Annotated in this window: 15 protein-coding genes and 1 pseudogene; 11 read left to right on the top strand and 5 right to left on the bottom strand. The window is 61.5% G+C overall.

Going from position 1 to position 12129, the window contains the following annotated elements; all coding sequences use genetic code 11:
• Positions 1 to 7: 7 nt before the first annotated feature.
• A complete protein-coding gene (locus tag EIY71_RS24705) occupies positions 8 to 430 on the bottom strand; it encodes a phasin family protein (protein ID WP_039772451.1) in 423 nt (140 codons plus the stop codon).
• Positions 431 to 591: 161 nt separating this feature from the next.
• The gene (locus EIY71_RS24700) at positions 592 to 867 is read right to left on the bottom strand and encodes a polyhydroxyalkanoic acid system family protein (protein WP_007952417.1); all 276 of its coding nucleotides are present in this window, start codon (positions 865 to 867) and stop codon (positions 592 to 594) included.
• Positions 868 to 1032: 165 nt separating this feature from the next.
• On the opposite strand from EIY71_RS24700, the gene ubiE reads away from it, so the two are divergent.
• The 11 genes and pseudogenes from ubiE (at position 1033) to EIY71_RS28980 (ending at position 9107) form a co-directional block, all read left to right on the top strand.
• Positions 1033 to 1803 carry a bifunctional demethylmenaquinone methyltransferase/2-methoxy-6-polyprenyl-1,4-benzoquinol methylase UbiE gene (gene ubiE / locus EIY71_RS24695; RefSeq protein ID WP_007952418.1) on the top strand — a complete coding sequence of 257 codons (771 nt, stop codon included), beginning with the start codon at positions 1033 to 1035 and terminating at the stop codon, positions 1801 to 1803.
• On the top strand, positions 1803 to 2426 hold the full coding sequence (locus tag EIY71_RS24690) for an SCP2 domain-containing protein (RefSeq protein ID WP_007952419.1): 624 nt from the start codon (positions 1803 to 1805) through the stop codon (positions 2424 to 2426). The genes ubiE and EIY71_RS24690 overlap by 1 nt, the downstream gene beginning before the upstream one ends.
• Positions 2423 to 4027 carry a ubiquinone biosynthesis regulatory protein kinase UbiB gene (ubiB, locus tag EIY71_RS24685; protein WP_134023476.1) on the top strand — a complete coding sequence of 535 codons (1605 nt, stop codon included), beginning with the start codon at positions 2423 to 2425 and terminating at the stop codon, positions 4025 to 4027. Before EIY71_RS24690 ends, ubiB begins: the two co-directional genes overlap by 4 nt.
• An 80-nt stretch (positions 4028 to 4107) precedes the next feature.
• On the top strand, positions 4108 to 4509 hold the full coding sequence (hisI, locus tag EIY71_RS24680; RefSeq protein WP_007909357.1) for a phosphoribosyl-AMP cyclohydrolase: 402 nt from the start codon (positions 4108 to 4110) through the stop codon (positions 4507 to 4509).
• Positions 4502 to 4834: a phosphoribosyl-ATP diphosphatase gene (locus tag EIY71_RS24675; protein ID WP_007952422.1), complete on the top strand. Its 333-nt coding sequence runs from the start codon at positions 4502 to 4504 to the stop codon at positions 4832 to 4834. The genes hisI and EIY71_RS24675 overlap by 8 nt, the downstream gene beginning before the upstream one ends.
• A gap of 25 nt (positions 4835 to 4859) precedes the next feature.
• Complete coding sequence (locus EIY71_RS24670; RefSeq protein ID WP_007952423.1) at positions 4860 to 5138, top strand: twin-arginine translocase TatA/TatE family subunit; 279 nt, start codon at positions 4860 to 4862, stop codon at positions 5136 to 5138.
• Between the two features lie 10 nt (positions 5139 to 5148).
• Complete coding sequence (gene tatB / locus EIY71_RS24665; RefSeq protein ID WP_102687890.1) at positions 5149 to 5595, top strand: Sec-independent protein translocase protein TatB; 447 nt, start codon at positions 5149 to 5151, stop codon at positions 5593 to 5595.
• The gene (gene tatC, locus EIY71_RS24660; protein ID WP_007952425.1) at positions 5592 to 6380 is read left to right on the top strand and encodes a twin-arginine translocase subunit TatC; all 789 of its coding nucleotides are present in this window, start codon (positions 5592 to 5594) and stop codon (positions 6378 to 6380) included. Before tatB ends, tatC begins: the two co-directional genes overlap by 4 nt.
• Entirely contained in the window at positions 6377 to 7084 is a 708-nt protein-coding gene (locus tag EIY71_RS24655; RefSeq protein ID WP_134023474.1) for a 16S rRNA (uracil(1498)-N(3))-methyltransferase, read from the top strand. The genes tatC and EIY71_RS24655 overlap by 4 nt, the downstream gene beginning before the upstream one ends.
• Before the next feature lie 106 nt (positions 7085 to 7190).
• Positions 7191 to 8252, top strand: a pseudogene (locus tag EIY71_RS28985) (methyl-accepting chemotaxis protein); the annotation flags it as partial.
• On the top strand, positions 8235 to 9107 hold the full coding sequence (locus EIY71_RS28980; protein ID WP_371850981.1) for a methyl-accepting chemotaxis protein: 873 nt from the start codon (positions 8235 to 8237) through the stop codon (positions 9105 to 9107). The pseudogene EIY71_RS28985 and the gene EIY71_RS28980, both read left to right, overlap by 18 nt.
• A gap of 183 nt (positions 9108 to 9290) precedes the next feature.
• Here EIY71_RS28980 and EIY71_RS24645 read toward each other — a convergent pair whose 3' ends face one another.
• From EIY71_RS24645 to EIY71_RS24635, 3 genes are all read right to left on the bottom strand, one after another.
• Entirely contained in the window at positions 9291 to 10025 is a 735-nt protein-coding gene (locus EIY71_RS24645; protein ID WP_085608399.1) for an amino acid ABC transporter ATP-binding protein, read from the bottom strand.
• Positions 10018 to 10977 carry an amino acid ABC transporter permease gene (locus EIY71_RS24640; RefSeq protein WP_007952431.1) on the bottom strand — a complete coding sequence of 320 codons (960 nt, stop codon included), beginning with the start codon at positions 10975 to 10977 and terminating at the stop codon, positions 10018 to 10020. The genes EIY71_RS24645 and EIY71_RS24640 overlap by 8 nt, the downstream gene beginning before the upstream one ends.
• Positions 10978 to 11118: 141 nt before the next feature.
• On the bottom strand, positions 11119 to 11916 hold the full coding sequence (locus tag EIY71_RS24635; RefSeq protein ID WP_039772466.1) for a transporter substrate-binding domain-containing protein: 798 nt from the start codon (positions 11914 to 11916) through the stop codon (positions 11119 to 11121).
• Positions 11917 to 12129: the final 213 nt, after the last annotated feature.

Raw genomic sequence — 12129 nt, 5'->3', positions numbered from 1 at the left:
GTTCTCCTTAAGATTTACGCGCGACGCGTTCGAGCAATGCCGTCAGCTCATCGAGCTTAGCAGAGAGTGTCTCAACGTCATGTTTAGACGGAATGCCGATACGATTCAAGGCACTGGCCACACGTGTGTCGAACGCCTTCTCGACCTTGTCGAGCTGAACTTCGACCCGGCCTTTGAAAGAGCTGACTTCGCTCTTGGCTTCATCGATCTCGGCGTTGGCCGCTTCGAGTTTTTCGGTGACGGCTTTTTTGCCTTTCTTTTCAACAGTTTGACCAGCCTTGATCAACTCCTGAAAGTACTCGCTGCCCTCCTGACCGACCTTGGTGTAGGCACCCAGGCCTGCCAGCCAGATCTTGCGGGCATAGGACTTGACGTCGCTCAGAGCGGAAGTCGAAGCGTCGATTTTTTTCTTCAAAATGACTTTGGCCATGGTGCACCTCACGCGCAGAAGGTTTGAGGAACTGCCCTGACGAGTGTCGGGCTCAGGCACAAAGTAGGGAGAAAAATTAGAAACGGCACCCTAACAACTGACATAAAAGGCAGGTGCACGAGAAAAAAACGGGGAGCCCGAAGCTCCCCGTTTTGTCCTGATCAGACCAGCGCTTTATCCAGCGCCTTTTCGATCTCGGCTTTGATCATGCCGCTCATGGCCGACATCATCAGGCCCAGTTCCACGTCGACCCGGATCGAATCCTCGGCCACATGCACCGCGCCCTTCACGCCCGAACGCTTGAGGTTCAGGACATCGCCCGACCACTGCGGCTCCAGGCCATATTGATCGGAGAGTTTTTGCGCCAGTTTGTCGGCTTTCTCGCGGGCCGCTTCCTTGCCCAGGCTGTGGGCACGCTCAACACTGATATGGGCCATTGAATGACTCCTGCTTTTTGAATGGGGCTATGAATGCCTGCAACGAATCTTGACCGCCACTGCGGCAAATCGTCCCGAAGGTTGCCCATCTTACCTTTAGCCATTCCAAGACAAAGCATGGCTTGGGGATTAGAATGTCGCGCATTCTCTTTTGGTGACAGCGATATGACTGATCAGCGCAAAGGCAGCGATGCCGAACCCACCACTCACTTCGGCTTCAAAAACGTTCCGGAAAGCCAGAAAGCGGAAAAAGTCGCTGAGGTGTTCCACTCCGTGGCCGCCAAGTACGACCTGATGAACGACCTTCTGTCGGGCGGCATGCACCGTCTGTGGAAGCGTTTCGCGATCGAACTGTCGGGCGTGCGCGCCGGTAACCGCGTGCTGGACATCGCCGGCGGTACGGGCGACCTGACCAAGAAATTCTCGCACCTGGTCGGCCCGACCGGTCAGGTGGTTCTCGCGGACATCAACGAATCCATGCTCAAGGTCGGTCGTGACCGCCTGCTGGATGTCGGTGTTTCGGGCAACGTCGAGTTCGTTCAGGCCGACGCTGAAAAGCTGCCGTTCCCGGACAACCATTTCGACTGCGTGACCATCGCCTTCGGCCTGCGCAACGTGACGCACAAGGAAGACGCCCTGCGTTCGATGCTGCGCGTACTCAAGCCGGGCGGTCGCCTGCTGGTGCTGGAATTCTCCAAGCCGACCAACGCGCTGATGTCCAAGGCATACGACGCCTACTCGTTCGCCTTCATGCCGCTGATGGGCAAGCTGATCACCAACGACTCGGAAAGCTATCGCTACCTGGCCGAATCGATCCGCATGCACCCGAATCAGGAAACCCTGAAGTCGATGATGGTCGACGCCGGTTTCGACCGTGTGACCTATCACAACATGACCGCAGGCATCGTCGCCCTGCACCGCGGCATCAAACCCTGATGCTGCTGACCGGGCTGCTCGCCAGCGTCGAACTCGGCCTGAACCGCGTGCTGCGTCTCGACAGCACGGCGCTGCCGCGACTGGCGCACCTGACCGGCAAAGTGATTGCCGTGGATTGCCGCAGCCCGGCGCTGCAACTGTTCATCCTGCCGAGCGACGAAGGCCTGATGCTGGCATCCCACTGGGAAACCGGCGTCGACTGCACCCTGCGCGCCCCGGCCTCGAGCCTGGTGAAACTGGCCCTGAGCAAGGACAAGACGGCGGTGCTGCACGCGCCGGAAGTCGAACTCGACGGTGACAGCGGCGTGCTGCTGGAGCTGGCGGGCGTGCTGCAGGATCTGGAGCTGGACTGGGAGTACGAACTCTCGCGCTGGCTGGGCCCGGTCGCCACGCAACTGGTCGGCGGTCACCTGCGCAGCCGCGCCCGCTGGTATCAACAAGGATTTGCCAGCCTCAACCAGAACCTCGCCGAATACCTGGCCGAAGAATCGCGTACCCTCGTCGGTCAGCGCGAAGCCGAAGCCCGCTTCAGCGAACTGGACCGGATCAAACTCGATCTGGAACGTCTCGAGGCGCGCTTCGAGCGCCTTTCCCGATCCCTCGACCCAAGCGATAACGCATGAAGCTGCTCGCCGTCCGCCGTCTGTTGCGCATCCAGCGCGTCGTGATCCGCTACCGCCTCGATGACCTGCTGTTCGACCTGCCTTTGCCGTGGTTCCTGCTGGCGCTGCGCTATGTCCTGCCTTGGCGCTGGTTCCCGCGCAAGCCGCTGGACCTGAGCCGTGGCGCACGCCTACGCCTGGCGTTGCAGGACCTGGGGCCGATCTTCATCAAGTTCGGGCAGATCCTTTCGACTCGCCGCGACCTGCTGCCGGAAGACATCGCCGATGAGCTGATGCGGTTGCAGGACCGCGTGCCGCCGTTCGATTCGCAGCTGTCGGTCAAACTGATCGAAGAACAACTGGGCAAGAAGATCAGCGAAGTGTTCAGCCGCTTCGACGTCGAACCGCTGGCCTCGGCTTCGGTGGCACAGGTACACGCCGCGCAACTGAAGACCGGCGAAGAAGTAGTGGTCAAGGTGATCCGCCCGGGCCTGAAACCGATCATTGCCCAGGATCTGGCGTGGCTGTTCATCCTCGCCCGCGCCGCCGAAAAGGTCTCCGCCGACGCTCGTCTGCTGCACCCGGTGGACGTGGTCAGCGACTATGAAAAAACCATCTACGACGAACTCGACCTGTTGCGCGAGGCAGCCAACGCCAGCCAGTTGAAGCGCAACTTCGAAGGCTCGCCGCTGCTCTACGTGCCGCAAGTCTATTGGGACTGGTGCCGGCCGAAAGTGCTGGTGATGGAGCGCATCTACGGGATTCAGGTGACCGATCTGGCGACCCTCGCCGACCAGCGCACCGACATGAAGATGCTTGCCGAACGCGGCGTGGAGATTTTCTTCACCCAGGTATTCCGCGACAGTTTCTTCCACGCCGACATGCACCCGGGCAACATCTTCGTCAGCACCGTCAACCCGTGGAGCCCGCAGTACATCGCGATCGACTGCGGCATCGTCGGCAGCCTGACCCCGGAAGACCAGGACTATCTGGCACGCAACCTGTTCGCCTTCTTCAAGCGCGACTACCGCCGCGTGGCGCAATTGCACATCGATTCGGGCTGGGTGCCGGCGGAAACCAAGCTCAACGAATTCGAAGCGGCGATCCGTACCGTGTGCGAGCCGATCTTCGAAAAACCATTAAAAGATATTTCATTTGGCCAGGTGCTGATGCGCCTGTTCCAGACCGCGCGCCGCTTCAACATGGAGGTGCAGCCGCAACTCGTATTGCTGCAAAAGACCCTGCTGAACATCGAAGGCCTGGGCCGTCAGCTGTATCCGGATCTGGATCTGTGGAACACCGCGCAGCCGTTCCTCGAACGCTGGATGCGCGAGCGCGTCAGCCCGAAAACCTTGATCGGCAACGTCCAGAGCCAGTTCGAACAACTGCCGCACCTGGCCAACATGGCCCGCGATCTGCTCGAACGCATGTCCCAGCCCCACGCCAACGACCCGCCGCCACCGTGGAAAAAACGCAAGGACGACTGGTTCCTGCGCCTGCTCGGCAGCGCCCATCTGGCGGGCGGTACGATCCTCGCCGCCGGTGGCCCGATGCACGAACTGGGGCATTGGCCCGCCGGGATCATGGTGGCCGTCGGCTTGTATCTGGTCGTTCGCCGATAGCCAGTTCCGTGATCGGCTGGCACACTGTTTCAACGCCTGAGCCCGACTATTGAAGTGTGGGTTCGCTGTCGGAGTCGAAGATGAAAAACTGGCTGGACGAGATCAAGTGGGACGCCGATGGCCTGGTGCCGGCGATTGCCCAGGATCACAAGACCGGACGCGTATTGATGATGGCCTGGATGAACCGCGAAGCCCTGGAGCTGACCGCGGCGGAAAACCGTGCCATCTATTGGTCACGTTCCCGTGGCAAGCTGTGGCGCAAGGGCGAAGAGTCCGGCCACGTACAGACGCTGCATGAAATGCGTCTGGACTGCGACGCCGACGTCATCATCCTGATGGTCGAACAGATCGGCGACATCGCTTGCCATACCGGCCGTCAAAGCTGCTTCTACCGCGTCTTCGAAAACGGCGACTGGAAAACGGTCGACCCGGTCCTGAAAGACCCGCACGCCATCTATTCCGCAGGACACAAACATGAGTGACACTCTGACCCGCCTTGCTCAGGTGCTGGAAGAGCGCAAAGGCGCAGCCGCCGACAGCTCGTATGTCGCCAGTCTGTACCACAAGGGTCTGAACAAGATTCTGGAGAAGGTCGGCGAAGAGTCGGTTGAAACGATCATTGCCGCCAAGGACGCCGCCGTCAGCGGCGACTGCAGCGACGTGATCTACGAGACCGCCGACCTGTGGTTCCACAGCATGGTCATGCTTGCCCAGCTGGGGCAGCATCCGCAGGCGGTGCTGGATGAACTGGATCGCCGTTTCGGCCTGTCCGGACACGTCGAGAAAGCCTCGCGCCCGTCCGCCTGAACAACTATTAGAGAGGAACAGCAACATGGGCATTTTTGACTGGAAACACTGGATCGTCATCCTGGTGGTCGTGGTACTGGTGTTCGGTACCAAGAAACTGAAAAACCTCGGCACCGACGTCGGCGAGTCGATCAAGGGCTTCCGTAAAGCCATGAACGACGACGAGAAACCGGCCGATCCGACCGTCACGCCTGCGCAACCGGTACCGCCGGTCCAGCCGCAAGCCACCGCTCAGGCCAACCCGCCGCACACCATCGACGTGCAGGCGCAGAAAGTCGAAGAGCCGATCCGCAAAGACGTGTGAGCACTGACTAATGTTTGGTATCAGCTTCTCTGAACTGCTGCTCGTCGGCCTCGTTGCCCTGCTGGTGCTGGGTCCCGAGCGTCTGCCGGGCGCTGCACGCACCGCCGGCCTGTGGGTCGGACGGCTGAAGCGCAGCTTCAACGCGATCAAACAGGAAGTTGAGCGTGAAATCGGTGCCGACGAAATTCGTCGGCAACTGCACAATGAGCACATCCTGTCGCTGGAACAGGAGGCGCGGAAGATTTTCACGCCGGTTCAGCAGGAGCCGACGCCGGTCGAGCACGTGGGTGAGCAGACGATTCACAGCCCTGCCGCTCCAACGCCAGCGGCACCTGCTGTAGCGCCAACCGAACCAGCGCCTGTCGTCGCGCCAGCCTCGGTTGAACACGTAGCCCCAACCGCCGCGCCGACCACACCAGCGCCTCACGACACCACTCTGCCGCCGCGAGCCCCATGAGCGATCTCCCCGAAAACGACCAGCACATGCCGCTGGTTTCGCACCTCACCGAGTTGCGCACCCGCCTGCTGCGTTGCGTGGCGGCGATCTTCATCATCTTCGCCGGGCTGTTTGCCTTCACCCAGCAGATCTACACCTTCGTCTCGACGCCGCTACGCGAATACCTGCCAGCCGGCGCGACGATGATCGCCACCGACGTGTCGTCGCCGTTCCTGACGCCGCTGAAACTGACGATGATGGTCTCGCTGTTCCTGGCGATCCCGGTGATCCTGCATCAGATCTGGGGCTTCATCGCGCCGGGCCTGTACAAGCACGAGAAGCGCGTCGCAGTGCCGTTGCTGATCTCCAGCATCCTGCTGTTCTACACCGGCATGGCGTTCGCCTACTTCTTCGTGTTCCCGCTGATCTTCAAGTTCTTCGCCTCGGCCACCCCGGCCGGCGTGGAAATGATGACCGACATCACCAGTTACCTCGATTTCGTCATGACGCTGTTCTTCGCTTTCGGCGTGGCGTTCGAAATCCCGGTGGCCGTGGTGCTGCTGGTGTGGATCGGCGTGGTCGACGTCAAATACCTGAAGAAGATTCGTCCGTATGTGATCATCGGCTGCTTCGTGGTCGGCATGATCCTGACACCGCCGGACATCTTCTCCCAGACCCTGCTGGCCGTGCCGATGTGGATGCTGTTCGAAGTGGGCATCCTGTTCGGCAGTCTGGTCAGCAAACGCGAGCGCCCGGAAGAAACCGCCGACGACCACAACGACCAGCCGCCAGCGACTCAGCCATGAACCTGCTGCTGCTCGAAGAGGCCGACTTCATCGCGGCCGACCGCGTCGTGCTGCGTGATCGGCGCCTGACCCACATGCAGGAAGTCCACCGCTCGGAAGTCGGCGACAGCCTGCGGGTCGGGCGTATCAACGGGCAGATGGGCTCGGCCGAGCTGCTGCGTCTGGACGCGGGCGAAGCCGAGCTGCGAGTCACCCTCGATCAACCGCCGCCGGCCAAACTGCCGCTGACCCTGGTGCTCGCCCTGCCCCGCCCGAAGATGCTGCGCCGGGTGTTCCAGACCGTGGCGACCATGGGCGTGTCGAAGGTGATTCTGGTCAACAGCTACCGGGTCGAGAAAAGCTTCTGGCAGACGCCGTTCCTCGAGCCGGAAGCGATTCGCGAACAACTGATCCTCGGCCTCGAACAGGCACGCGATACCGTGCTGCCGGAAATCATCATCGAGAAGCGCTTCAAGCCGTTCGTCGAAGACCGCCTGCCAGCCGTCACCGACGGCACCCTCGGCCTGGTCGGTCATCCGGGCAATTTCCCGCCCTGCCCCCGCGCCCTGAACGAACCGGTAACCCTGGCCATCGGCCCCGAGGGTGGCTGGATTCCCTACGAAATCGATCTGCTGACCAAGGCCGGCCTGCAACCGGTGCAGCTTGGCGAGCGAATCCTGCGGGTCGAAACTGCCGTCACCGCGCTGCTGGCCCGGTTGTTCTGAGCGCTTCTGTTCTAAGCACTTCGCCGGACAAAAGGCGTTACAGATTGCCATCATCCGGCCGATACCCTCCCCATAAGTCCAATTAGTGGTCCGAGGGAGTCGTCGCATGTACCGTTGGTTAGCCGAGAGTCTTGGAAACGTCAGCGTCAAACGTAAGCTTGGAATCGGTTTCGGCCTGGTGCTGCTGCTGACCCTGTTGATCACCTTCACCGGCTGGACCGGCATGAGCGGAATCATCAGCCGGGGCGACAAGCTCGGCTTCATCTCCGGCCTCAACGAGCTGACCAAAGACCTGCGCCTGGCGCGTCTGGACTACGAAGCCCGCCGTGGCGAACAGGGCCCCGGCGCGGTCAACGACCTGCTCGGCAAACTCGACAGCGGCCTGCAAAGCGCCCGCGGCATGATCGAGCAACCGTCCGACGTGGCCATGATCGATCAGCAACTGGCAGCGGTCGCCGAGTACAAACGCGCCTTCGGCGACATGACCCAGGCCACCGCGCAGCGTGAAGACGCCCGCAGCAAACTCGGCGCCAGCGCCGACAACGCCGTGGCCAAGGTCAGCGAAGTCGAGAAATCCCTGCTGCAAGGCGACAGCGTCGCGCAGTTCAACAGCGTGATCGAGCTGAGCAAACTGCTGCAACAGGCGCGCTATCAGGTGCGCGGCTACACCTACAGCGGCAAGGCCGAGGCCGAACAGCCGGCGCTGGATGCCATCGCCGCCGCCCTGAACAATCTGGAAAGCCTGCCGAGCAAACTGCCCGAGCAACACATCGCCAACCTGCAGCAAGCCACCGAATCGCTGAAGGCTTACCGCGCTGCCGTCAGCCAGTTCCGCGACTCCCAGGTGAATAACGCCAAGGCGCTGGCTCGCATGTCGGCCCAAGGCGATATCCTGCTCGACGTCAGCAAGAAGCTCACGGTGTCCCAGACCATCGTCCGCAACACCGATGCTGCCAGCGCCAAGAACCAGCTGCTGATCGCCACTCTGCTGGCCGTGGCCTTCGGTCTGCTCGCCGCCTGGGCGATCACCCGCCAGATCATCATCCCGCTGGAGCAGACCCTGAAAGTTGCCGAGCGTGTGGCCGCCGGTGACCTGACCCACAACCTGGCATCCCTGCGCCGTGACGAACTTGGCCAACTGCAACGCTCGATGCAGAGCATGACTCAAGGCCTGCGCGAATTGATCGGTGGCATCAGCGACGGCGTGACCCAGATCGCCAGCGCTGCCGAAGAATTGTCCGCCGTGACCGAGCAGACCAGCGCCGGGGTCAACAATCAGAAAATCGAGACCGACCAGGTCGCCACCGCCATGAACGAAATGGCCGCCACCGTGCAGGAAGTCGCGCGCAACGCCGAGGAAGCTTCGGAAGCAGCGGTCGCTGCTGACCAGCAGGCCCGCGAAGGCGACAAGGTGGTTGGCGAGGCCATTGCCCAGATCGAACGTCTGGCTGCCGAAGTCGGCCACTCCACCGAGGCCATGGGCGAGCTCAAGCGCGAAAGCGACAAGATCGGCAGCGTGCTCGACGTGATCAAGTCCGTGGCCCAACAAACCAACCTGCTGGCCCTCAACGCCGCCATCGAAGCCGCCCGTGCCGGTGAAGCCGGACGTGGTTTTGCGGTGGTTGCCGACGAAGTCCGCAGCCTCGCCCAGCGCACTCAGAAGTCCACGGAAGAGATCGAAGAGCTGATCGTGGGTCTGCAGAACGGCACCCAGCAAGTCGCGACGATCATGGACAACAGCCGCACCCTGACCGACAGCAGCGTCGAGCTGACGCGTCGCGCCGGTGGTTCGCTGGAAAGCATCACCCGCACCGTCTCGGCGATTCAGGCGATGAACCAGCAGATCGCCGCGGCGGCCGAGCAGCAGAGCGCCGTGGCCGAAGAGATCAACCGCAGCGTGCTGAACGTGCGGGATGTCTCGGACCAGACCTCGGCGGCCAGTGAAGAGACGGCGGCCTCCAGCGTCGAGCTGGCGCGTTTGGGCACTCACCTGCAAACACTGGTGGGCCGGTTCAAGGTGTAAGTGGACGCCCGATCGTTCCCACGCTCCGCGTGGGAATGCATCCTGTGACGCTCCGCGTCACGCTTGCCAAGGGACGCAGAGCGTCCTGGGCGGCATTCCCACGCAGACGGTTCGACGCCTCGACGTGGGAACGATCAGTGATAAAAAAACGCAGCCAATGGCTGCGTTTTTTTTGTCCTGCGTTTAGAGGACTTGCCGCAGGAACGCCTGAGCTCGCGGATCCTTCGGTGCATCGAAGAACTCTGACGGCGAGGCGTCTTCCAGCAGTTTGCCGTGATCGAAGAACAGCACCCGATCCGCCACTTCCCGGGCGAAGCCCATTTCGTGGGTCACGCAGACCATGGTCATGCCTTCCACGGCCAGGTTCTTCATCACGTCCAGCACTTCGCCGACCATTTCCGGGTCGAGGGCCGAGGTCGGCTCGTCGAACAGCATGACCTTGGGATCCATCGCCAGCGCCCGGGCAATCGCCACGCGCTGCTGCTGACCGCCGGACAGGCGCGACGGATATTCGCGGGCCTTCTGGGCGATGCCGACCTTCTCCAGCAGCGCGAGGGCCTTGGCTTCGCTTTCCTTCTGGCCACGCTTGCGCACGACTTTCTGCGCCAGGCACAGGTTCTCCAGCACGGTCATGTGCGGGAACAGATTGAAATGCTGGAACACCATGCCGACTTCGCGGCGGTAGGCGTTGACGTCGGTTTTCGGGTCGGCCAGTTGCAGGCCGTCGATGCTCACCGAGCCGGAATCGAATTCTTCCAGACCGTTGAGGCAACGCAGGAACGTCGACTTGCCTGAACCGGACGGGCCGATCACCACCAGCACTTCGCCCTTGGCCACGGAAGTGCTGACGTTATCCACCGCGCGCACCACCTGCCCACGGGTGTCGAAGACTTTTACCAGATCGCGGACTTCAATCACTTTGCGCGAGCCTCCGCTCAAGCCGGCTGGCGATTTTCGACAGCGGCAGGTTGATCAACAGGTACAGGCCGGCGACGCAGAACAGGATCTCGAACGGCGAGAACGACGTGGTGATGACTTCACGGCCGCTTTTCAGCAACTCGGTGATGGCGATCACCGACACCAGCGAGGTGTCTTTGACCAGACTGATGAACTGCCCGGCCAGCGGCGGCAGCACGCGTTTGAACGCTTGCGGCAACACCACATGACGCATCGACTGGCCAGCGCTCAGCCCCAGCGAACGCGCTGCTTCGTTCTGGCCACGGGCAATCGACTGCACGCCGGAACGGATGATTTCCGCCACGTAGGCGCCGGTGAACAGCGACAGCGCGGCGATCCCGGCGAACTCCCGGGACAGGTTCATCACCGTGCCGATGAAGAAATAGAAAATGAAGATCTGCACCAGCAGCGGCGTGCCGCGCACCAGTTCGACATAGATCGTCGACAGGTCGCGCAGGGTCGGGTTGCTCGACAGCCGGCACAGCCCGGTCGCCAGACCGATCAGCAGGCCCAGCACGCCGGACACCACCGACAGCCAAAGCGTGGTCCACAGGCCCCACAACAGCGGACCCGCCGCCCAATGCCGCGTCACACCCACGACGTCGCCTTCGGCCACATCGTCGCCCTGAGCGAATTGCAGGCTGTTTTCGTCGACGGTCAGGTGCTGCTCGTCACCGGCATCGTTGCGCAGGGTGACCTGCGCGCTGCCGCCCTTGCGCACCAGTTCGCTGACGGTGGAAATGTCGGTCGCGCGCTGGGTTTCCTCGGCCTGATAGGCGAAGTACTGCGGCACACGGTTCCAGCGCCATTCGTAGGACATCAGCGACGTGGCGTAATACAACGCGCCAGCCAGGCCGACCAGCACCAGCACAGTCAGGACGTGCCAGGGCCATTGGGCTTTTTTCTGTTTCATTGAATGTTTCTCTGATTCGCTCGTTCCCACGCTCTGCGTGGGAATGCATCCTGTGACGCTCTGCGTCACGCTTGCTAAGGGACGCGGAGCGTCCCGGGCGGCGTTCCCACGCAAAGCGTGGGAACGATCAGCGGGCGGGCCTTATTCCATGTCCTTGAGCCACTCGGTGCTCTTGAACCACTTGTCATGGATGCGATCGTAGGTGCCGTCTTCGTGGATCTGGTGCAGGAAGTTGTTGATGAAGTTGATGCTGTCGTAGTCACCCTTCTTCAGACCGAAGGCCAGTGGCTCGTAGGTGAACGGCTTGTCGAGGAACACCAGCTTGCCGGCGCCGACCTTGTTCACCGCGACCACATTGTACGGGGCGTCGTAGATGAAGGCGTCAGCCTTGCCGTTGACCACGTCGAGCACGGCTTCCTGCTCGTTGTCGTAACCGTGGTACTTGGCCTTGGAGATCAGCTTCTTGGCGACCATCTCGCCGGTGGTGCCGAGCTTGGAAGTGATGCGGTAGTCGGCGGTGTTCAGGTCTTTGTAGGACTTGATGGTGCCTTCCAGCTCTTTACGGATCAGCAGGGTCTGGCCGACCACGATGAACGGTTCGCTGAAGTTCAGGCGCAGGTTGCGCTCCTGGGTCAGGGTCATGCCGCTGCCGATCATGTCGAACTTGTCGGTCATCAGCGCCGGGATGATCCCGTCGTAGCCGGTGGAGACCAGCTCCAGCTTGACGCCCATCGCCTTGGTCATGGCTTTGAGGATGTCGACTTCGAAACCGATGATTTCGCCGCGCTTGTTGGTCATTTCGAACGGCATGTAGGTCGGATCCATGCCGACTTTCAACGAGCCACGCTTGACCGCGTCGTCGATGGCGCCGGCCTGCGCCGCATTGACTGCAACCAGTGCCGTGACGCCGACCAGCAGCATCGACAGATACTTCTTCATCTTCAAGTCCCCAAAACCATTGCGTTTGCGGCGCGAAAACCGACAGAAATGGACAAGATTGTCCGGGTGCGCCAATTCGGGGACGGATGCTAACGCACTCGATTTTTTGCACAAGGTTTAATGGACGATTTGTTTAACATTCAAGAACCACCCCTCACCCCAGCCCTCTCCCCAGAGGGGAGAGGGGGAAAGGGAGCCGATCTTCGTTGTCTT

Source organism: Pseudomonas sp. CH235, from assembly GCF_004368175.1.
Classification (GTDB): Bacteria; Pseudomonadota; Gammaproteobacteria; order Pseudomonadales; family Pseudomonadaceae; genus Aquipseudomonas; species Aquipseudomonas paraglycinae.
Note: the sequence above shows the minus strand (reverse complement) of the source record. Positions and strands in the feature narration are given on the sequence as shown.